The sequence below is a fragment of the Paracoccus contaminans genome, assembly GCF_002105555.1.
In the GTDB taxonomy this organism is placed as follows: Bacteria; Pseudomonadota; Alphaproteobacteria; order Rhodobacterales; family Rhodobacteraceae; genus Paracoccus; species Paracoccus contaminans.
This window is the reverse complement of the sequence record NZ_CP020612.1, coordinates 824,181-842,905: the sequence shown is the minus strand read 5'-3', so window position 1 is coordinate 842,905 and position 18,725 is coordinate 824,181. Positions and strand designations below refer to the sequence as shown.

Sequence of the window (18,725 nt, the reverse complement as noted above, 5' to 3'; positions counted from 1 at the left end):
CGGGCATGGCAGAGGCTGGCGCCGTTGCAGCAGACGCGGCAGAGGCCGGCCCGGCAGAGGCAGGCGCGGCTGCGGCGACCGCCCATCCCGCCGGTGCAGCGGGCGGGTCCGAGGCCGGCACGGCGGCGCGCCCGGCCCCACAGCCTGCGGCGGCAGCCTCGGCCGGGGGCCCGAGGATCGGGCGCATCGGCGGCCTGCCCCCAGGGCCCGCGCCGCTGGTGCCGCCCTGGCCGGCCGCCGTGGGGGTGGCCCTTGTCGCGGCCGGGCGGCTTGCCCGCGCGCTGCCCGCGCCCCGGCCGGCCCCGCTTTATCTGCGGCCCGCCGACGCAGCCCCGCCGCGCGATCCTGCGCCCGTGATCCTGCCGTGACACCCGAGGCGCTTGCGGCGCTGCACGCCGTCTGTTTTCGCCATCCCCGTCCCTGGTCGGCCCGTGAATTCGCCGATCTGGCCGCCGCCCCTGGGGCGCTGCTGCTGACGGCAGGTGGGGGATTTCTGCTCGGCCGCGTGATCGCGGACGAGGCCGAGCTGCTGACGATCGCCGTTCCCCCCGCCTGTCGGCGGAGCGGCGTCGGGCGGGCGCTGGTGAACCGCTTTCTTTCCCGCGCAGGGCAGGCCGGTGCGGCCGCGGCCTTTCTCGAGGTCGCCTCCGACAATGCGGCCGCCCTGTCGCTCTATGGCGCAACCGGCTGGACGCCCGCCGGACGGCGGCGCGATTACTATGCGCCGGGTCTGGATGCGGTGGTGATGCGGACCGGCCTGTGCGGCCCGGACGGGCCTGCATCCGCAGGCGGGGGCCTGGGGCCTTGAGGGGCAAGGCAGATCTTGCCTTGCGAAAGGGGGCGGGTGCGGCCCCCCTTTGAGCGGCTGCAAGGGCAAGACCTGCTGACCCAGGCGGCCAAGAACCCTGCCGGCGCGGTCATGGAGCAGCCGGTCATTCGTTGGCTCCGGCGTTGAGGCGTCAGTGGTCCAGCATTGCGGCAGGCCCCGAGCGGATGGGAGCGCGGACCGGCATGCCCGCCTGCGCCCGCTTTCACGATGTTCGCCGGGCCTTTTGTTCCTGTTCCTGCCGGGCGGTCAGGCGCCGCAGTTCGGCGATCGCTTCGGCCCGGCCGAAGGCGGTCGCGGCTGCGGCGCGCGCGGCGTCCAGGGCAGGCTGCATCCGCCGCAGGGCTTCCTCGGCCTGGTGCAGCTGGCCGGCGCGATAGCCCACAAGGGCCGTTGCAAGACGCCACTGGTCCAGCCTGTCCGAGGCCGGGGCCGCCATCGCCGCGGTCAGTTCCTCGCGCGTATCCTCGACATGGCGGCGCATGGCCTCGGCATGGCCGCGATAGCCGGCGTAACGGCGCAGTTCCAGATCGGCCTGCAGGCGGGCGATACGCGCAAGCTCGGCCATCTGCCGATCCCTGCTGCCCATCAGGCGCCCGCCCCCGCCCCGCGGGCCGGCGATGGGCCGCCGCGCCGCGCCGCCGCAGCCTGCCGGGTCATCCCGCGCCTCCCTCGAGGGCGCCTTCATAGCCTTGGCGGGCCCTGGCGCGCATTGCGCTGGCAAAGCGGATTGCCGCCGCAACCGGGCCGAACTGTTCGCGCGGCACCTCCTCGCCGATCCTGACCCCGGCATGCAGGGCGCGCGCGCAGGGCGGATCGGACCAGATCGGAACCCTGTGGTCGCGGGCGCGGTCGCGGATGCGGGCCGCAACCTCGTCAACCCCCTTGGCCAGACAGACCGGGGCCCGGCCGCTGCCCCGCTTCCATTCCAGCGCCACGGCATAATGGGTGGGGTTGACGATCACCACATCCGCACGTTCGACATCGGCCAGCATCGAGCCGAGCGCCAGATCCACGGCCCTCTGCCGCCGCGCCGCCTTGAGATGGGGATCGCCCTCGCTGTCCTTGTGCTCGTCCTGCATCTCCTGCCGGGTCATCCGGTTGCGCCGGCGAAAGTCGAGATGCTTCCACAGCAGGTCCACCGCGGCAAAGACGGCCGCGACCCCCAGCGCCAGCCTGAGCACCTGCCCCACCAGCAGCGGCAGCGCCTGCATCCAGGCCGCGGCCGTCATCGCAGCAGCCTGCGCGATCGTCGTGCCCAGCGTCCTGAACAGCAGCACGCCCCCCGTGGCGACCGCCGCGAGCTTGCCGAGCGAAATCGCAAAGCTGACAAGGCCGGTCCTGCCGAATTTCTGCGCGGCGTTGCGGAAGGGGTCGATGCGCTTGATGTCGGGGGCGATGCGCGAGGGGGTGAAGACCAGGCCCCGCTGCACCACCAGCCCCAGAAGGACCAGCATCGCCGGCAGCGCCGCGGCCGCCAGCACCAGCCCGGCCGACAGCAGCACCAGCGGCGCCGCCATTCCCGGATCGCCCCCGCGCGCCACCTCATCGCCCAGCATCCTTTCGGCCAGCGCCATCCAGCGCGGCACCAGAGCCGGCATCAGCACGGCAAAAGCGCCGTAAAAGCCCAGATAGGCCAGCGCCCCTGTCGCCTCGGCCGAGCGCGGGATGTCGCCCTGCTGGCGGGCCTTGCGCAGCTTGTGCTCGCTCGGCTCATACTGGCGATCGTCCTTGTCCTCGCCCCCGCTCATCGCAGGGCCGGCAGCTGGAATGACAGCAGGTCACTGGCCCATATCGAAAGGATGCCGGGGATCAGCAGCGCCATCGCGACCAGCGCCAGCATGATCGCACCGGGCGCCGCGACGAACACAACCGGCATCGCCGGCATGACCCGCGCGATGATCCCCGAAAGCATCTGGAACAGCAGCCCCCCCAGCACGAAGGGCGAGGCCAGCAACAGGGCCAGCACCAGCCCGTGCACGACCAGCGACAGCACCCCCGGCCACAGCACGGCAATGTCGGGCCACGCGCCTGCGGGCTTGATCGCGAAGCTGTCGGCGAGAAGCTGGCAGACCAGCACGGGCATCCCCATCGCCATCAGCACCGCAAGCCCGGCAAGATGCATGAGATTGCCCATGGGATGGGGCGGCATCTCCTCGGACATGCCCAGCAGGGCCGTCATCGAGGCGCTTTGCGCCAGCACCGTCGAGGCGACATCCAGCGCCATGGCGAGCAGGCGCACCATCAGGCCCATGGCAAGGCCCGTCACGACCTCGGCCGCGACCTGCGCAGCAAGGTCGGGCAGCGCCGGAGGGGGGCAGGGTCAAGCATCGGGGCGAACAGCGGCGTCACGGCCATCCCCAGCGCCGCACGCACCCGCACCGGCAGCAGGCGTTCGCCGGTCGCCGGCAGGGCCAGCAGGAACGCCTGCACGCGGCCATAGAGCGGCAGAAGCAGCAGCAGCCCTTCGATCGATCCGGCCAGTCCGGGCGCGTTCATGGCTCGACCGTTCCCAGCAGCCGCACCCTGGCCTGCGGGTCCACCTCCTCGATGCCCAGCACCGGCCAGCCCAGCCCGGCGGCCGCGACCATGGCGCGGACCATCCGGCGGCGATGGTCGGGGACGACCAGCGCAGGCTGCGCCTCGGGCGGCAGCGAAGCGGCCGTCACCCGCAGACGCTCGATCATCCGCTGCATCAGCGGCGGGGCGAGCGTCCCCCCGCCCCGCCCCGCCTCGGCGTCGGCGCGCTGGAACTCGGCCTCCCAGGCGGGTTGAAGCTGCACGATGTCGAGCCGGCCGTCAGCATCGCTGAGCTGTTCGGTGATCTGCCCGCGCAGCCGGCGGCGCACGAACTCGGCGGCGGTTTCGGGGTCGGGCGCGCGGGATTCGTGGATCGCCTCGACGATCAGGGGCAGGTTGCGGATCGAGATGCGGTCCTCGAGCAGGATGCGCAGCACCGAGAGCAGATGTTCGGGCGTGACCTTGTCGGGGATCATGTTGTCAAAGACCCGCTGATAGGCCTGGGCGCGGGTCTGGTCGCTGAGGTTGCGAAGCTCCTGCATGAGACGCTGCAGGGAGGCGAGGGTCAGCAGCGCGGGCAGCTGCGATTTCACCGTCTCCATCAGATGGGTGGACAGAACCTCCATCGGCGTGACCACGCTGGCGCCGGCAAGGGCGGCCTCGTCCTGCCGGGAAGGGGAAATCCACTTGGCGGGGCTGTCATAGACCGGCTCGCGGGTGCGTTCCCCGTCGATGCCGGCCAGGACATCCTCGCTGCCCAAGGCCAGGATCAGCGCCGGGTGCAGCTGTCCGCGCGCGCGCACGACGCCGTGAACGCGGATGACGTAATCGCCCCCGGCCGTGCCGACCGCATCCGTGATCCGGACCTCGGGCAGGATCACACCGAAGCTGCGGGCGATGTGGATGCGCAGGTTGTTGATGCGCCCGCCCAGGCCCCTGATCGGGTCCAGCGCCGCGGCGATCAGTTCGGGGCCGATCTCGACGCAGATCTCGTCGGTGTCGAGCACATCGCCGATCCGCGGCCGGTCCTCGGCGGGTGCTGCGGGGCCCGGCGGCGGTTCGGCCGCAGCCGCAGGCTGCCGGGCATTGCGCCAGGCGAACAGGCCGGCGATGCCGGCGATGGCAAGAAACACCAGCGTGGGCATGCCGGGCACGAAGCCCAGCACCACCATGCCCATCGCGACCAGGGCGGGCGCGTGCCATCCTTGCGTGAACTGCTGGGAAAGCAGATCGGCGGTCGAATCGGTCGAGCCCCCGCGCGAGAGCAGCAGCGCCGCCGCCATCGATGTGATCAGCGCCGGAACCTGGCTGACCAGCCCATCGCCGATCGTCAGCTGCGAATAGGTGGCCAGCGCCTCGCCGATCGGCAGGCCATGGCCCACGACACCGACGCCCAGCCCGACGAAGAAGTTGACCGCCGTGATGATGAGGCCCGCAACCGCGTCGCCCTTGACGAACTTGGATGCCCCGTCGAGCGAGCCGTAGAAGCTGATCTCGCGCTGATCCTGCAGGCGGCGCCGCTTTGCCTCGTCATGGGTGATGGCGCCCGAGTTCAGGTCGCCGTCGATCGCAAGCTGCTTGCCGGGCAGCGAATCGAGCGCGAAGCGCGCCGACACCTCGGCCATGCGCCCCGAACCCTTGGTGATGACCATGAAGTTGACGATCGAGATGACGGCAAAGACCGTGATCCCCACCATCAGCGACCCGCCGGCGACAAAGCGGGAAAAGCCGCTGATGACCTCGCCCGCCGCGTCCGGCCCGGTGTGGCCCTGCGTCAGGATGAGCCGCGTGGACGAGACGTTCAGCGACAGCCGCAGCAAAAGCGAGATCAGCAGCATCACCGGGAATGCCTGAAAGTCGGTCGGCCGGTGAACGACGCTGGCCATCACGAGGATCAGTGTTCCGGTCGCGATCGACAGCGCGATGCCGACATCCAGCAATGCGGCGGGCATCGGGATGACCATCGACATGACCACCAGCACCAGCCCGCCGGTGATGGCGAGCGGCTTGCCTGATGCGGCGATGCCGCCTGCGACGGGGGCGACCGCAGCGCTCATCGGCGCGGCTCTGCCGAAGGCGCGGGACGGGCGGGGGGCGAGAGGACCCAGTCCACCGGCATGACGATATCGCCCAGGAATCCGGCACGGCGCAGATGAACGATGACCATCAGCCGTTCGTCCGGGTCCAAGGCCTGCAGGCGGACGGGAAAGTCTGGGGCGAGATCCTCGCCCGCAATCAGCCGGTTCGTCGCGTCGTCGACAAAGGCCTGGGCGGCGGGGGTCAGGGCCTGCGCAAGAACCAGCATGGCAGCGGGGATCATCATGCGGCCTTCTTCATGTCGCGCAGGGCGTTCTCGACCTCGACGAAGCTCGGGCGCAGATGCTCGGGCGCCGCCTGCCGGCCGACCTCGACGCACAGGTTGGTGGCATGCTGGTGAAGGCCGGCGATCAGCACCGACTTGATGACATCATAGAAGGCCAGATCCTGCTTCATCACCGCGCCCAGACGCTGCGCCAGCGGCGCCACCAGGCCATAGGCCAGGAACACGCCCAGGAACGTCCCGACCAGCGCGCCGCCGATCATCCCGCCCAGCACCGCCGGCGGTTGGTCGATGGCGGCCATGGTCTTGATGACCCCCAGCACCGCAGCAACGATGCCAAGCGCAGGCAGCGCGTCGGCCATGTTCTGCAAGGCATGCGCGACATGCATCGCCTCGTCCTTCATCAGATTGATGCGGCGCGTCAGCATGTCCTCGACCTGGTAGGGATCGTCATAGTTGAGGCTGATCGAGCGCAGCGTGTCGGTGATCAGCGTGACCGCCTGATCATCCTTGAGGATGGCAGGATACTGCTGGAAAATCGCCGATGCTTGCGGGTTTTCGACATGTTCCTCCAGCTCGACGGGGTTGGCGCGGGCCAGTTTGAGCAGCTGGAACAGCAGGCACAGAACCTGCGTGTTGTCGGCCTCGTGCCAGCGCGCGCCCTTGAAGGCCCGCATGATCCCGGGAAGGGTGTGCTTGATCACCGAGCCGTCATTGGACAGCAGGAACGAGCCGACCGCAGCCCCCCCGATCATCATCATCTCGAAGGGCAGGGAATGCGTGATCACGCCCATCTTGCCGCCGGCAAGCACGTAGCCGCCGAAGACCATGGCAAAGGTCAGAACGATTCCGATGAGTCCGAACATCTCAGTCTCCGCCCAGCCGGCGCGAGCCCATGCGCGCGGTCAACACCGCCGCCTGGCCCGGCTCGATGCCTGCAATGATGCGCGCGCCTGTCTCAGGCTGCACCCGCGCCAGGATCTCGGCCGCGAAATCGGGGGGCAGGGCGGCCAGGATCGTGGCCGCATCCGCCGGCTTCATCGCGTCATAGACGGCGATCAGATGGTCGATGCCCTGAGCGGTGCCCGCCGCCCGCGCGCCCCTTGCATCGCCAAGCGCCGCCTTGGCCGCCTTGAGCGCGTCAAGGCGTGTCCTGATCCGCTGCTCGGCGGCCGCCAGTTCCTGCTTCTTGCGGTCCAGATCGGCCAGCGCCCGGTCCACCGCAATGCCGCGCTGGCGCAGCGTGTCGGCAAGGGCCACGGCCTCGGGGACATCGGTGCAGCCTTGCAGCAGCAAAGGCGGCGCGGCCTCGGCGCGCAGTTGCGCGGCGATCCCGTCCCCGCGGCTGGCCACGACCCCCAGGCCGAGCAGCGCCAAAGTGCCGCCCCAGATCAGCGCCTTATGCATCGCGCACCTCGCTGATCGCGCGGCGGCGGCGCAGGGTGCGGCGCGGTTCGGCCTGGGCGGGCAGGAACTGACGCTGCAACGCCCAGTAAGCGCGTTCGGACCGGGCCTTTTCGATTTCCTGCGCCAGCCCGTTCGTCGCGGTGGTCGCGCCTGCCTTGGCTGCCGCAAGCGCGGCCTCGAGGCGGGCGATCTCGGCCGCCATGACGGCGATGGCGCCGCCAAGGCCGGTTTCCAGATCGTTCAGCTTCTTCAGCCGGTGCGAGAGCATGAAGCAGAAGCCTGCGAGCGCCAGCCCTGCGGCGACCAGCGCCGCCTGAAGGATGAGAGCGATGGTCATTGGATGCGGAACTCCGTGATCAGCAGATCCCGGACCGCCTTGTCGCCCAGGACGAAACGGGTGCGGGTGGCCAGCTCGGCGCGCACGATTTCAAGAATGCCGCGCCGACCGAAGGCAGCGGCGTCGATCTCGGACAGAAAGCCGTTATAGCTGTCGAGGATGCGGGGCATGAGGGCGAGCGCCTGCGCCCTGTCCGCGGGCGCAACCTCGATCATGACGGTCATGGCGAGCGTCTGCGCACGCTCGCCCGGAATGGTCAGGATGATTCGCGGCACGTCCACAAAGGCCACGCCGGCGGTGGCGGGCTGCTCCTCGGCCGCATGTCCGCCCCCCGAAAACAGCGAGAGCGGGGACCAGAGGCCCATGAAGCTGCTGGCGAAACCGGCTGCGAGCGCGATCACGGTCAGCAGCATCGGAACGAGCCGGCCAAGGCGCGATCTGGGCGCGGCCGCGACGGGCGGGTCTGCGATCTCGGTCATCTGATTCTCCGTCCTGACGAGGCGGATGTAGCAGGCACGGGCTAACCGATTCTTAATCGCGCCCGTGCCATCACCCTCTCCATCGGACCCAGAACGATTCGAGAAACCGGAGAGCGGATTGCAGAAGCTGGCAGAATACTGGTCGGAACGGTCGGGCAGCCAGAAGCGGCTGATCATCGCCGCATTCGCCGCGACCTTCCTGGCAGTTGCGGGCTTTGCCTGGCTCGCGAATCGGACGCCCATGGCGCTGCTGTATTCCGGGCTCGACCCCGCGCAGGCGGGCGAGGTGATGGCCCAGCTCGACAAGAGCGCCGTCCGTTCCGAGATCCGGGGCGATGCCATCTGGGTCGATGCGGCCGAGCGCGACCGCCTGCGGATGACGCTGGCCGGCATGGGCCTGCCTTCGGCCGGCGCGGCGGGATACGAGATCCTGGACGGCATGTCCGGATTTGGAACCACATCGCAGATGTTCGATGCGGCCTATTGGCGCGCCAAGGAGGGCGAGCTGGCCCGCACCATCCTGGCCGTGCCCGGCGTCAAGGCGGCGCGCGTGCATATCGCCGCGCCCGCAACCCATGGCTATCGCCGCGATGCGGGTGGATCGGCCTCGGTCACGCTGACGATGGGCAGCGGCACCCTGGATGCCAAGCAGGCGCGCTCGCTTCAGTATCTTGTCGCATCGGGCGTGCCGGGCCTCGATCCCGAAAAGATCAAGGTCATCGACAGCGCGCGGGGCATCATCTCGACCGGGGAGGAGACGGTCGCTGCCGACCGGGCCGCCGAAATGAAGCGGAACGTCGAGCGCATCCTCGAGCCGCATGTCGGCGCCGGAAACGCCATTGTCGAACTGAACCTGGATCTGGTCACCGAAACCGAGCAGCTCTCGGAACAGAAGGTCGATCCCAACAACCGTGCGCTCGTCTCGCAGGAGAACGAGGAAGCCACCGATCAGTCCACCAACAGCGACAAGGGGGCAGTCACCGCCTCGTCCAACCTGCCGGAAGGCACCGGGACCAGTCAGGGCGATCAGAGCAAGTCCTCCAGTTCCGAAACGCGCCAGCGCCAGAACTATGAGGTCAGCAAGGTCACGCGCGACGTTGTCCGCCGGCCCGGCGCAACCCGCCGCCTGACCGTCGCCGTGCTGGTCAACGGCACGGCCCAGACCGCCCCCGACGGCACCCGGACCATCGTGCCGCGCAGCGAGGCAGAGCTTGAATCCCTGCGCGAGCTGGTCGCCTCGGCGGTCGGTTTCGACGAGGAGCGCGGCGACGTGATCACCGTCAAGTCCCTGCCCTTCGAGACCATCGCCGATCAGGGAACGGCGGCGGAGGCGGGCGGGCTGCTGTCGCGGCTGGCGCTGGATGACCTGGCGCGGCTGGCGCTGATCGGGATCTTCGCGCTGGCGATCGTCTTCACGGTGCTGCGCCCGGTGCTGAGGGCCCGCGCCGTAGCGGCGCTGCCGCCCGCGCCGGACGCGGGCGCCGTCGCAGCGGCAGAGCTCTTGCCGCCGATGGGAGTGCCTGCCGTCGCGGGGCAATCCCCGGCGGCCAGCGGGCTGGCACTGCCCGGGCTGGCGATGAGCGGGCCGGAGATCGACCTTGCCCCCCCTGTCCAGGCTGATCCGGTCGCCCGCCTGCGCGCGCTGATGCGCGAGCGGCAGGGGGAAAGCATGCGGCTGCTGTCGGGCTGGATCGACGCAAGGGAGGATGTGTGAGCATGGGCGCGGCCTTGCAGCTCGAGCGGTTCGATCCGCCCCCTCCTGCGCCGCTGCCGGCGCTGCATTCGGCAGAGGAGCTTCAGGATGCCTATCTTCACGGCATGATCGCCGGGCGCGAACAGGTCATGGCCGAGCAGGCCGGCCAGATGCAGGCGGCCCTGTCAGCGATATCTGCCGAACTGGCCGATCTGCACGCCGCGCTGGCTGAAGGGGGGCGCGCCCATGCGCGGGCGCTGGAGCCGCTGGTCAGCGCCCTGCTGGAGGGCCTGCTGCCGGCCGCGGCGCGGGCGCGGCTGCAGGCGGATGTGCGCGGCACCTTGGCGCATCTGGCCGGAGCCGTCATGCCCCTGGGCATCAAGATCCGCTGCGGCACTGATCTGGCCGCCTTCATGCGGAGCTGCGCCGGCGAGGCAGGGATCGGGGCGATCGAGATTGCGGCTGACGGCCCGGACGGGACGGTCACAGCCGAGCTTCTGGGCGGAACCATGGCGTGGGACGAGGCCCGCGTCGTCGCCCAGTTACGCGCCCTTGTCCAGGAAATCATGGAAGAGCAGTAGGAATGGACCCGGAAACGAGCCTTATACCCACCCAGCAGATACAGGTCGAGATCACCATCCGCCTGGGCCGCACGCGCCTATCGGTCGCCGAGCTGGCGCGCCTGCAGGCGGGGGATGTGCTGCCCCTTGATCAGGATGCGCTGGATGGGGTGGACATCTGCATCGGCGATCGTGTCGTCGCGCGGGGCGAGCTGGTGGACGAGGGGGCCGAGGGGCGCCTGTCGGTCCGCATCATCGGACCCGCCGCGGCATGATGCGCCGCGCCTGGCCTGGCCTGGCCATTCTGACGCTGGTTGCGGCGGCGATCCCCGCCGCTGCGCAGGACATCGCGCCGCTGTCGCCTGTGGCCGACCTGGCCAGCGCCGCGGCCGGCGGGGGCCTGGGCCGCAACGCGGTGATGCTGATGGCGGGGCTGACGCTGCTGTCGCTGGCGCCGGGGCTTGCCATCATGGTGACCTGCTTTCCCTTCGTCGTCACCGTCCTGTCGATCCTGCGCCAGTCGATCGGGCTTCAGCAGTCACCCCCGAACATGCTGATCGTCAGCCTTGCCATGTTCCTCAGCTGGTATGTCATGGATCCGGTGCTGCGCGATGCCTGGCAGGTCGCGGGCGCTCCGCTGCAACGGGGCGAGATCACGCTCGACACCGCCTTCGATCGGGGGATCGAGCCGTTCCGCCGGTTCATGGCGGACCGCATCGACCCCGACACGATGGCCGCCCTGGCCGAGGTCGCGCCGCGCCGCGCCGGCCAGCCCCTCCCGGCGGCGGCCGATCCCGAACAGGCGCCCCTGTCACTGATCCTGCCCTCGTTCATGCTGTCCGAGATCCAGCGCGCCTTCTCGATCGGGTTCCTGGTCGCCCTGCCTTTTCTCATCATCGACCTGGTCGTTTCGGCGATCCTGATGTCGATGGGGATGATGATGGTCCCCCCGACGGTGGTGGCGCTGCCTTTCAAGCTGGCCTTCTTCGTGGCCGTGGACGGCTGGGGGCTGATCGCCGCGGCACTGGTGCGGGGATACCAGAGCGGGTGAGGGAAGGCCGCCGCAGCCGGGGCGGCGCGCAGATGCAGATCCGGGACGCAAGCACAGGCATGCCGGGGGGCGCCGACGAGGCCAAGCGGAAGCGTTCTGCAAGCGAGCGCAGGCACACCTGCGCGGGGGGAGCGAGAGCGCGGGTCGCCCGCGCAGCCCAGGATGGGCCGAGGCGCGCGCAGGGGTGTGGGCGGGCAAGCTGGGCAGGTCAGTCAGGGAAAGGCCGGGCCGGGCCAAGGCAGGCCGGGGCGGCCCAGCAGGCCAAGCCGAGCGAGCCCAGCCAATCCAAGCCCAGCCAATCCAATCCAATCCAATCCAATCCAATCCAATCCAATCCAATCCAATCCAAGCCAAGCCAAGCCAAGCGGGCCAAGCCAAGCCAAGCGGGCCAAGCCAAGCGGGCCAAGCCAAGCCAAGCCGGGGTGCGGCAAGGCAGGCCCAACCCCAGGCCCTGCCTTTCATCCCGCGTCATCCAGCCGACACCGCGCAGCCGTTACTCTGCAGTCGTCACCGTGCACTTGGCCCCGCATAGCCGGCACCGCATAGCCGCCACCATGCAGCCGGCGCCATGAAGCCGGCATCGTGCGGCCGGTGCTATGCGGCCAGGCCGCGGGCGCCCATCTGGATGTATTTTTCCCGGCGCGCGCGGATCAGATCTGCCGGTTTGCGGGCCGACAGCTCGTCCAGGAAGGCGGCGATCTCGTCCCCCACATGGCCGATCGCGGCCGCAGGCTCGCGCTGGGCGCCGCCCACCGGCTCGGGGATGATCGCGTCGATGACACCCAGCTTCTTGAGATCCTGCGCGGTCAGGCGCAGCGCCTCGGCCGCCTCGCGCATCTTGTCGGCATCCTTCCACAGGATCGATGCGCAGCCTTCGGGCGAGATCACCGAATAGATGGAATGTTCCAGCATCGCCACCCGGTCGGCGGTGGCAAAGGCGACGGCCCCGCCCGAGCCGCCCTCGCCGATGATGACCCCGATCAGCGGCACGCCGATCTGCAGGCATTTCTCGGTCGAGCGGGCGATCGCCTCGGACTGGCCGCGCTCCTCGGCGCCTTTGCCCGGATAGGCGCCGGGGGTGTCGACCAGCGTGATGACCGGCAGGCCGAAGCGGTCCGCCATGTCCATCAGCCGGATCGCCTTGCGATAGCCCTCGGGCCGGGCCATGCCGAAGTTGCGGAAGATGCGCGACTTGGTGTCGTTGCCCTTTTCATGGCCGATCACCACCACCGGCCGGTCGCGGAACCGGGCCAGCCCGCCCATCACCGCATTGTCGTCGCCAAAGGTCCGGTCGCCCGCCAGCGGCGTCCACTCGCTGAACAGCGCGGCGATATAATCGGTGCAATGAGGCCGGTCGGGATGGCGCGCCACCAGCGTCTTGCGCCAGGGATCAAGCCCCCGATACAGCTCGCGCAGCAGATCCTCGGCCTTGCGGTCCAGCGCGGCGGCCTCTTTTTCCAGGTCCACGCCCTCGCCCTTGCGGGCAAGCGCGCGCAGTTCCTCGGCCTTGCCTTCGAGATCGGCGAGGGGCTTTTCGAACTCGAGATAGGTCATGCTGGGGCCTTTCCGCTGTTCCGGGGCTATATGATCCGCCGATCTGCCGATTGCAACGCAGCGATCAGGCCCCCCGCGCGGCGTCGCGAGGTGCCCTGCATCCGGCCGCAGGCTGCGCCTCATTGCCGGGGCCGCAAGGGGAAACGGCGCGCTGCGCTGATCGCGGCCCAAGCGGTGCTGCCTTGGGCTTGCCAAGGCGGGCGCTCGCCCGGCTTGCAGCCGCGGGGCGGGGCGGGCAAACCGACGGCATGCGCCCTGATGCCGCCCCGCCCCCTTCTGTCCCCGCCCCCGCACAGGGAGGCACGCTGCTGCTGATCCGCCATGCGCCGCTGGACGACCAGGGGCGCCTGACCGGGCGGCGCGACCTGACGGTCAGCATTGATCCCGCCGCCATTCAGGCGCTTGCCGCGCTGATCGGGCCGGTGGATCACATCGCGGTCAGCCCGGCGATCCGCTGCCGGCAGACCGCCGCGGCCCTTTGGCCCGTCCGCGATGCGGTTCAGGACGAGGCATTGTGGGAACAGGATTTCGGCGCATGGGAAGGGGTGTCCTATGCGCATCTGCCCGATCTTGGCCCGATGGCGCCGGACGATCTGGCCCGCACCGCGCCGCCCGGCGGCGAAAGCTTTGCCCAGGTCTGCGCCCGGATCGTCCCCGCGCTGGAGCGTCTGGCATCCCGGGGGGGACGGGTCGCGGTGGTCGCGCATGCCGGCACGGTGCGGGCAGGGCTGTCGCGGGCGCTGGGCAGCGTCGGGGCCGCGCTGGCCTTCCGGGTGGCCCCGCTGTCCCTGACCGAACTGGAGCCATCGCCCCTGGGCTGGGCGATCGGCTGCGTCAACCTGCGCGCGCAGGGCGGGGGCCAGCCGGAGGGGAGCCAGCCGGGCAGGGGCTGAGCGGCCCGCCCGTCACAGGGGCGCGGCCGCGCCGGCGCGCCGACGGAACGCTTGCGAAAGCGGGCGGGCCGGCCTATAGCCCGCCGATCGCTGCGGCCCTCGCCGGCGGCGATTCCCTTATCATCAGGCCGTGTCCGCCCCGTCATCGCTTCCGGGGGTGGTTCCGGCGACAGGAGAAGCGACATGAAACTGAACGAACTGCGCGACAACGAAGGCGCCAACCGCAAGAAAAAGCGCGTGGCGCGCGGCCCCGGCTCGGGCAAGGGGAAGACCGCCGGGCGCGGCATCAAGGGCCAGACCTCGCGCTCGGGCGTTGCGCTGAACGGCTATGAAGGCGGCCAGATGCCGCTGTATCGCCGCCTGCCCAAGCGCGGCTTTACCAAGCCGAACCGGCTGTCCTTTGCGGTGGTCAACCTGGGCCAACTGCAATCGCTGGTCGATGCGGGCAAGCTGGCCGCGGGCGCAGACGTGACCGAGGATGCGCTGATCGCGGCCGGCGCGACCAAGCGCAAGCTGGACGGCATCCGCCTGCTGGCCAAGGGCCAGCTGACCGCGGCGCTGAACCTGACCCTGGCCGGCGCGTCCAAGGCGGCGGCGCAGGCCGTCGAGCAGGCCGGCGGCACGCTGACGCTGACCCGTCCGGTGCGCGAAGCCGTCGCTGCGGATGCCGCGGACGCCGAATAAGCTGTTGAAGGGGCGGGCGCCGCCTCATAGATAGCAGTCGAGTTTTCCCAGCGCCGCCGACCGGAGAACGGTCCGGCGGCGCTGCCAAATCCGGCGGCGTGCCGGGATGATCGAGGGCAGTCATGGCGTCAGCCGCAGAACAGATGGCCGCGAATCTCAGCTGGGGACAGCTGGGCAAGGCCACCGAACTTCGCCAGCGGATCTGGTTCACCCTCGGGCTGCTGATCATCTATCGGCTGGGAACCTATATCCCCGTGCCCGGCATCGACGGCACGGCGCTGCGCCATTTCATGGATCAGGCGCAGGCCGGCATCGGCGGCATCCTGTCGATGTTCACTGGCGGCGCGCTGGGCCGGATGGGCGTTTTCGCGCTGGGCATCATGCCCTACATCTCGGCCTCGATCATCGTGCAGCTGCTGGCCTCGATGGTCCCCGCGCTCGAACAGCTCAAGAAAGAGGGCGAGCAGGGCCGCAAGAAGATCAACCAGTACACCCGCTACGGCACCGTTCTGCTGGCGCTGTTCCAAGCCTACGGCCTTGCCGTCAGCCTGGAGGCGGGCGGCATGGCGCATGAGGCAGGCTGGTTCTTCCGCGCCTCGGTCGTGATCACGCTGGTCGGCGGGACGATGTTCCTGATGTGGCTGGGCGAGCAGATCACCGCCCGCGGCATCGGCAACGGCATTTCGCTGATCATCTATGTCGGCATCCTGGCCGAGATTCCGGCCCATCTGGCCCAGTTCCTGGCGCAGGGGCGCACCGGCGCCATCTCGACCCCGGTCATCCTGGGGGTGGCCGTGCTGGTCGTGGCGGTCATGGCCTTTGTCGTGTTCATGGAACGGGCGCTGCGCAAGATCCGCATCCAGTATCCCCGCCGCCAGGTCGGGATGAAGGTCTATGACGGGCAGTCCAGCCACCTGCCGATCAAGGTCAACCCGGCGGGCGTGATCCCGGCGATCTTCGCCAGCTCGCTGCTGCTGCTGCCGGTGACGATCTCGACCTTCTCGGGCAACCAGACAGGCCCGGTCATGTCCACGATCCTGGCCTATTTCGGCCCCGGCCAGCCGCTGTATCTGCTGTTCTTCGCGGCGATGATCGTGTTCTTCAGCTATTTCTATACCCAGAACGTCGCCTTCAAGTCCGATGACGTGGCCGAGAACCTCAAGAATCAGGGCGGGTTCATCCCCGGTATCCGTCCGGGCAAGCGGACCGAGGAATATCTGGACTATGTGGTGAACCGGGTGCTGGTGATCGGCTCGCTCTACCTGGCGGCGGTCTGCATGCTGCCCGAGGTGATCCGCCACCAGCTGTCGGTGCCGTTCTATTTCGGCGGCACGTCGGTTCTGATCATCGTGTCGGTGACGATGGATACCATAAACCAGATCCAGAGCCACTTGCTTGCCCATCAATACGAGGCTCTGATCGAGCGGTCGCAGCTGCGCGGCAAGCGCAAGCCGGGCGCGGTCAAGCCGCGGCGCCTGCCGGCCCGCCGCTGACAGGGCGCGCCGTGAACCGCAAACGGGGGACGAGGCCATGACGATCAACATCATCCTGCTTGGGCCTCCGGGGGCGGGCAAGGGCACGCAGGCCCGCAGCCTGGTCGAAGAGCGCGGGCTGGTGCAGCTGTCCACCGGCGACATGCTGCGCGAGGCCCGCATATCGGGCACCGAAATGGGCAAGGTCGTGGCCGATGTGATGGACCGCGGCCAGCTGGTCACCGACGAGATCGTGATTGGCCTGATCCGCGAAAAGCTGGAGACGGTGAACGCGCCCGGCTTCATCTTCGACGGCTTTCCCCGGACGCTGCCGCAGGCCGACGCGCTGGATGCGCTGCTGTCCGCCATGGGCCGGCATGTCGATGCCGTGATCGAGATTCGCGTGGATGATGCCGCCCTGGTCGATCGGATCAGCGGCCGCTATACCTGCGGCAGCTGCGGCGAGGTCTATCACGACACCACCCGGCCGACTGTCCAGGCAGGGCGCTGCGACATCTGCGGATCGTCTGATCTGAAGCGGCGCGCCGATGACAATGCCGATTCGCTCAGGACGCGGCTTCTGGAATATTACAAGAAGACCTCGCCGCTGATCGGCTATTACTATGCCAAGAAGCAGCTGCATCCGGTGGATGGCATGGCCGGGATGGACGAGGTCGGCGGCGAGATCGCCGCCGTGCTGGACGGGGCCGCCCGTGCAGAGGCTCCGGGCGCAGGCTGACAGACTTAAGGGTTGAAGGGCGGCAGGGTTGACGCCGCCCGGCACATACCCTAAAGACCTCTATCTCATTCGAGAATCACCCATCCGGGGTGAGGCACTGGCCCGACGGCGCCTGCCGCGGGCCATTGGTTGTGAAAAAAGGGTCTGGCGCTACGGACCCGCAACGAAAAGGAAGACCGGACTTGGCCCGTATCGCTGGCGTCAACATCCCGACCGGCAAGCGCGTTCCGATCGCGCTGCAATATATCCACGGCATCGGCCCCATGCATGCCGAACAGATCTGCGAGGCCGTCGGCATCGACCGCGCCCGCCGCGTCAATGACCTGTCCGACGCCGAAGTGCTGCAGATCCGCGAATATATCGACGCGAACCTGACCGTCGAGGGCGATCTGCGCCGTGAAAACCAGATGAACATCAAGCGGATGATGGACCTGGGTTCCTATCGCGGCCTGCGTCACCGCCGCGGCCTGCCGGTGCGCGGTCAGCGGACCCACACCAATGCCCGCACCCGCAAGGGCCCCGCGAAGCCCATTGCCGGCAAGAAGAAGTAAGGAGAGCGCAGCATGGCACGCGACAAGACGCGCATGAAGCGCAAGGAACGCAAGAACATCGCCACCGGCGTGGCGCATGTGAACAGCTCGTTCAACAACACCAAGATCCTGATTTCCGACGTGCAGGGCAACGCCATCGCCTGGTCTTCGGCCGGCACGATGGGCTTCAAGGGCTCGCGCAAGTCCACGCCCTATGCGGCGCAGATGGCCGCCGAGGATGCGGGCCGCAAGGCCCAGGAACACGGGATGCGCACCATCGAGGTCGAGGTGCAGGGCCCCGGTTCGGGCCGCGAATCGGCGCTGCGCGCGCTGGCGGCGGTCGGCTTCAACATCACCGGCATCCGCGACGTGACCCCGATCGCGCATAACGGCGTCCGCCCGCCCAAGCGCCGGCGCGTCTGACCCGACCCGATCCCGCAGGCCCGCGCCCATCCGGCGCGGGCCTGCCTTGGCTTTTTACCTCGGGCGTTTCCGGCCGCTGGACATGGGCCGGGAACTGGAATGGAGGCAATCGCATGATCCACAAAAACTGGGCCGAGCTGATAAAGCCCGCGCAGCTTGATGTCCGCCCCGGCGCCGATGCCTCGCGCGTGGCGACGGTTGTGGCCGAACCGCTCGAGCGGGGCTTCGGCCTGACGCTGGGCAACGCGCTGCGCCGCGTGCTGATGTCCTCGCTGCAGGGGGCGGCGATCACCAGCGTGCAGATCGACAATGTCCTGCACGAGTTCTCCTCGGTCGCCGGGGTGCGCGAGGATGTCACCGACATCGTCCTGAACCTCAAGGGCGTGACCTTGCGGATGGACGTGGACGGGCCCAAGCGGCTGACGTTGTCGGCCAAGGGGCCGGGCGCCGTTACCGCCGGGCAGATTGCCGAGACGTCGGGCATCACGGTGCTGAACCGCGACCACGTGATCTGTCACCTCGACGAGGGGGCGGATCTGAACATGGAACTGACCGTCGCCGGCGGCAAGGGCTATGTCGCGGCCGATCGCAACCGGCCCGAGGATGCGCCCATCGGCCTCATTCCGATCGACGCCATCTTCTCGCCCGTCAAGCGTGTCAGCTATGAAGTCACCCCCACCCGCGAGGGGCAGGTGCTGGACTATGACAAGCTGACCATGCGGGTCGAAACCGACGGCAGCCTGTCGCCCGAGGACGCCGTCGCCTATGCGGCGCGCATCCTTCAGGACCAGCTGGCGGTGTTCGTCAACTTCGAGGAAACCGAAACCTCGCAGAGCGCCGATGCCGAGGACGGGCTGGAGTTTGATCCCCGCCTGCTCAAGAAGGTCGATGAGCTGGAGCTGTCGGTCCGTTCGGCCAACTGCCTCAAGAATGACAACATCGTCTATATCGGCGACCTCATCCAGAAGACCGAGGCCGAGATGCTGCGGACGCCGAATTTCGGCCGCAAGTCCTTGAACGAAATCAAGGAAGTGTTGTCGGGCATGGGCCTGCATCTGGGCATGGATGTCGTGGACTGGCCGCCCGAGAACATCGAGGATCTGGCCAAGCGTTTCGACGACCAGTTCTGAGGCTTTCGCGGGGGCGCAAGCGCCCCTGCGCGACGACCGGGCATGACCTGCCCCAAGGAGAGTCCCTCGCACGCAGGGGGGCCGGACAAAGCAAAAAGACGACATAG

23 protein-coding genes are annotated in these 18,725 nt (G+C 69.0%); 12 read left to right on the top strand and 11 right to left on the bottom strand.

Annotated elements, in window-relative coordinates; genetic code table 11:
* Positions 1 to 364: 364 nt before the first annotated feature.
* A complete protein-coding gene (locus B0A89_RS04100) occupies positions 365 to 808 on the top strand; it encodes a GNAT family N-acetyltransferase (RefSeq protein WP_085377044.1) in 444 nt (147 codons plus the stop codon).
* A 223-nt stretch (positions 809 to 1,031) separates the two neighbouring features.
* On the opposite strand, the gene B0A89_RS04095 is transcribed toward B0A89_RS04100, so the two are convergent.
* From B0A89_RS04095 to B0A89_RS04055, 10 genes are all read right to left on the bottom strand, one after another.
* Entirely contained in the window at positions 1,032 to 1,394 is a 363-nt protein-coding gene (locus tag B0A89_RS04095; protein WP_157115236.1) for a hypothetical protein, read from the bottom strand.
* A gap of 88 nt (positions 1,395 to 1,482) precedes the next feature.
* Positions 1,483 to 2,577, bottom strand: a complete 1,095-nt coding sequence (gene flhB / locus B0A89_RS04090) for a flagellar type III secretion system protein FlhB (protein ID WP_085377042.1) — start codon at positions 2,575 to 2,577, stop codon at positions 1,483 to 1,485.
* Positions 2,574 to 3,095: a flagellar biosynthetic protein FliR gene (locus B0A89_RS04085; RefSeq protein ID WP_240558632.1), complete on the bottom strand. Its 522-nt coding sequence runs from the start codon at positions 3,093 to 3,095 to the stop codon at positions 2,574 to 2,576. Before B0A89_RS04085 ends, flhB begins: the two co-directional genes overlap by 4 nt.
* Positions 3,092 to 3,325: a hypothetical protein gene (locus B0A89_RS15075; protein ID WP_240558631.1), complete on the bottom strand. Its 234-nt coding sequence runs from the start codon at positions 3,323 to 3,325 to the stop codon at positions 3,092 to 3,094. The genes B0A89_RS04085 and B0A89_RS15075 overlap by 4 nt, the downstream gene beginning before the upstream one ends.
* A complete protein-coding gene (locus tag B0A89_RS04080; RefSeq protein ID WP_085377041.1) occupies positions 3,322 to 5,403 on the bottom strand; it encodes an FHIPEP family type III secretion protein in 2,082 nt (693 codons plus the stop codon). The genes B0A89_RS15075 and B0A89_RS04080 overlap by 4 nt, the downstream gene beginning before the upstream one ends.
* Complete coding sequence (locus B0A89_RS04075; protein ID WP_085377040.1) at positions 5,400 to 5,669, bottom strand: hypothetical protein; 270 nt, start codon at positions 5,667 to 5,669, stop codon at positions 5,400 to 5,402. The genes B0A89_RS04080 and B0A89_RS04075 overlap by 4 nt, the downstream gene beginning before the upstream one ends.
* Positions 5,666 to 6,532 carry a flagellar motor stator protein MotA gene (gene motA, locus B0A89_RS04070; RefSeq protein WP_085377039.1) on the bottom strand — a complete coding sequence of 289 codons (867 nt, stop codon included), beginning with the start codon at positions 6,530 to 6,532 and terminating at the stop codon, positions 5,666 to 5,668. The genes B0A89_RS04075 and motA overlap by 4 nt, the downstream gene beginning before the upstream one ends.
* Before the next feature lies 1 nt (position 6,533).
* Entirely contained in the window at positions 6,534 to 7,073 is a 540-nt protein-coding gene (locus B0A89_RS04065; RefSeq protein WP_085377038.1) for a MotE family protein, read from the bottom strand.
* Positions 7,066 to 7,410: a hypothetical protein gene (locus B0A89_RS04060; RefSeq protein ID WP_085377037.1), complete on the bottom strand. Its 345-nt coding sequence runs from the start codon at positions 7,408 to 7,410 to the stop codon at positions 7,066 to 7,068. Before B0A89_RS04060 ends, B0A89_RS04065 begins: the two co-directional genes overlap by 8 nt.
* Entirely contained in the window at positions 7,407 to 7,889 is a 483-nt protein-coding gene (locus B0A89_RS04055) for a flagellar basal body-associated FliL family protein (RefSeq protein WP_085377036.1), read from the bottom strand. The genes B0A89_RS04060 and B0A89_RS04055 overlap by 4 nt, the downstream gene beginning before the upstream one ends.
* A gap of 118 nt (positions 7,890 to 8,007) precedes the next feature.
* Here B0A89_RS04055 and fliF point away from each other — a divergent pair, with 118 nt between their 5' ends.
* The 4 genes from fliF to fliP are packed head-to-tail and all read left to right on the top strand — an operon-like array spanning position 8,008 to position 11,193.
* Entirely contained in the window at positions 8,008 to 9,603 is a 1,596-nt protein-coding gene (fliF, locus tag B0A89_RS04050) for a flagellar basal-body MS-ring/collar protein FliF (protein WP_085377035.1), read from the top strand.
* A 2-nt stretch (positions 9,604 to 9,605) separates the two neighbouring features.
* Positions 9,606 to 10,163, top strand: a complete 558-nt coding sequence (locus B0A89_RS04045) for a hypothetical protein (protein ID WP_085377034.1) — start codon at positions 9,606 to 9,608, stop codon at positions 10,161 to 10,163.
* Positions 10,164 to 10,165: 2 nt separating this feature from the next.
* Positions 10,166 to 10,417 carry a FliM/FliN family flagellar motor C-terminal domain-containing protein gene (locus B0A89_RS04040; RefSeq protein WP_085377033.1) on the top strand — a complete coding sequence of 84 codons (252 nt, stop codon included), beginning with the start codon at positions 10,166 to 10,168 and terminating at the stop codon, positions 10,415 to 10,417.
* Positions 10,417 to 11,193 (top strand): flagellar type III secretion system pore protein FliP, encoded by a 777-nt coding sequence (gene fliP, locus B0A89_RS04035; protein WP_085378741.1) that lies wholly within the window; start codon positions 10,417 to 10,419, stop codon positions 11,191 to 11,193. The genes B0A89_RS04040 and fliP overlap by 1 nt, the downstream gene beginning before the upstream one ends.
* A 594-nt stretch (positions 11,194 to 11,787) precedes the next feature.
* On the opposite strand, the gene B0A89_RS04030 is transcribed toward fliP, so the two are convergent.
* Positions 11,788 to 12,747 carry an acetyl-CoA carboxylase carboxyltransferase subunit alpha gene (locus tag B0A89_RS04030; protein WP_085377032.1) on the bottom strand — a complete coding sequence of 320 codons (960 nt, stop codon included), beginning with the start codon at positions 12,745 to 12,747 and terminating at the stop codon, positions 11,788 to 11,790.
* A 248-nt stretch (positions 12,748 to 12,995) separates the two neighbouring features.
* Between B0A89_RS04030 and B0A89_RS04025 the strand changes: the two genes are divergently transcribed.
* The 7 genes from B0A89_RS04025 to B0A89_RS03995 all read left to right on the top strand — a co-directional run bounded on the left by B0A89_RS04025 (position 12,996) and on the right by B0A89_RS03995 (position 18,618).
* A complete protein-coding gene (locus tag B0A89_RS04025; RefSeq protein ID WP_085377031.1) occupies positions 12,996 to 13,640 on the top strand; it encodes a histidine phosphatase family protein in 645 nt (214 codons plus the stop codon).
* A gap of 183 nt (positions 13,641 to 13,823) precedes the next feature.
* Complete coding sequence (gene rplO, locus B0A89_RS04020) at positions 13,824 to 14,324, top strand: 50S ribosomal protein L15 (RefSeq protein WP_085377030.1); 501 nt, start codon at positions 13,824 to 13,826, stop codon at positions 14,322 to 14,324.
* Between the two features lie 122 nt (positions 14,325 to 14,446).
* Positions 14,447 to 15,817, top strand: a complete 1,371-nt coding sequence (secY, locus tag B0A89_RS04015; RefSeq protein ID WP_085377029.1) for a preprotein translocase subunit SecY — start codon at positions 14,447 to 14,449, stop codon at positions 15,815 to 15,817.
* Between the two features lie 37 nt (positions 15,818 to 15,854).
* The gene (locus B0A89_RS04010; RefSeq protein WP_157115235.1) at positions 15,855 to 16,535 is read left to right on the top strand and encodes an adenylate kinase; all 681 of its coding nucleotides are present in this window, start codon (positions 15,855 to 15,857) and stop codon (positions 16,533 to 16,535) included.
* A gap of 182 nt (positions 16,536 to 16,717) precedes the next feature.
* Positions 16,718 to 17,086 (top strand): 30S ribosomal protein S13, encoded by a 369-nt coding sequence (gene rpsM / locus B0A89_RS04005; RefSeq protein ID WP_085377028.1) that lies wholly within the window; start codon positions 16,718 to 16,720, stop codon positions 17,084 to 17,086.
* A gap of 12 nt (positions 17,087 to 17,098) precedes the next feature.
* Positions 17,099 to 17,488: a 30S ribosomal protein S11 gene (gene rpsK / locus B0A89_RS04000; protein WP_085377027.1), complete on the top strand. Its 390-nt coding sequence runs from the start codon at positions 17,099 to 17,101 to the stop codon at positions 17,486 to 17,488.
* Positions 17,489 to 17,601: 113 nt separating this feature from the next.
* The gene (locus B0A89_RS03995) at positions 17,602 to 18,618 is read left to right on the top strand and encodes a DNA-directed RNA polymerase subunit alpha (protein WP_085377026.1); all 1,017 of its coding nucleotides are present in this window, start codon (positions 17,602 to 17,604) and stop codon (positions 18,616 to 18,618) included.
* Positions 18,619 to 18,725: the final 107 nt, after the last annotated feature.

Excerpts from the sequence above, each read along its gene's own strand:
- B0A89_RS04080 (WP_085377041.1), bottom strand. The coding sequence starts at position 5,403 with ATGAGCGCTGCGGTCGCCCCCGTCGCAGGCGGCATCGCCGCATCAGGC.
- flhB (WP_085377042.1), bottom strand. The coding sequence starts at position 2,577 with ATGAGCGGGGGCGAGGACAAGGACGATCGCCAGTATGAGCCGAGCGAG.
- B0A89_RS03995 (WP_085377026.1), top strand. The coding sequence starts at position 17,602 with ATGATCCACAAAAACTGGGCCGAGCTGATAAAGCCCGCGCAGCTTGAT.
- B0A89_RS04045 (WP_085377034.1), top strand. The coding sequence starts at position 9,606 with ATGGGCGCGGCCTTGCAGCTCGAGCGGTTCGATCCGCCCCCTCCTGCG.
- B0A89_RS04010 (WP_157115235.1), top strand. The coding sequence starts at position 15,855 with ATGACGATCAACATCATCCTGCTTGGGCCTCCGGGGGCGGGCAAGGGC.
- B0A89_RS04095 (WP_157115236.1), bottom strand. The coding sequence starts at position 1,394 with ATGGCCGAGCTTGCGCGTATCGCCCGCCTGCAGGCCGATCTGGAACTG.
- rplO (WP_085377030.1), top strand. The coding sequence starts at position 13,824 with ATGAAACTGAACGAACTGCGCGACAACGAAGGCGCCAACCGCAAGAAA.
- fliP (WP_085378741.1), top strand. The coding sequence starts at position 10,417 with ATGCGCCGCGCCTGGCCTGGCCTGGCCATTCTGACGCTGGTTGCGGCG.
- B0A89_RS04075 (WP_085377040.1), bottom strand. The coding sequence starts at position 5,669 with ATGATGATCCCCGCTGCCATGCTGGTTCTTGCGCAGGCCCTGACCCCC.
- B0A89_RS04040 (WP_085377033.1), top strand. The coding sequence starts at position 10,166 with ATGGACCCGGAAACGAGCCTTATACCCACCCAGCAGATACAGGTCGAG.
- motA (WP_085377039.1), bottom strand. The coding sequence starts at position 6,532 with ATGTTCGGACTCATCGGAATCGTTCTGACCTTTGCCATGGTCTTCGGC.
- B0A89_RS04025 (WP_085377031.1), top strand. The coding sequence starts at position 12,996 with ATGCGCCCTGATGCCGCCCCGCCCCCTTCTGTCCCCGCCCCCGCACAG.
- rpsK (WP_085377027.1), top strand. The coding sequence starts at position 17,099 with ATGGCACGCGACAAGACGCGCATGAAGCGCAAGGAACGCAAGAACATC.
- B0A89_RS04065 (WP_085377038.1), bottom strand. The coding sequence starts at position 7,073 with ATGCATAAGGCGCTGATCTGGGGCGGCACTTTGGCGCTGCTCGGCCTG.
- secY (WP_085377029.1), top strand. The coding sequence starts at position 14,447 with ATGGCGTCAGCCGCAGAACAGATGGCCGCGAATCTCAGCTGGGGACAG.
- B0A89_RS04030 (WP_085377032.1), bottom strand. The coding sequence starts at position 12,747 with ATGACCTATCTCGAGTTCGAAAAGCCCCTCGCCGATCTCGAAGGCAAG.
- B0A89_RS04060 (WP_085377037.1), bottom strand. The coding sequence starts at position 7,410 with ATGACCATCGCTCTCATCCTTCAGGCGGCGCTGGTCGCCGCAGGGCTG.
- B0A89_RS15075 (WP_240558631.1), bottom strand. The coding sequence starts at position 3,325 with ATGAACGCGCCCGGACTGGCCGGATCGATCGAAGGGCTGCTGCTGCTT.
- B0A89_RS04055 (WP_085377036.1), bottom strand. The coding sequence starts at position 7,889 with ATGACCGAGATCGCAGACCCGCCCGTCGCGGCCGCGCCCAGATCGCGC.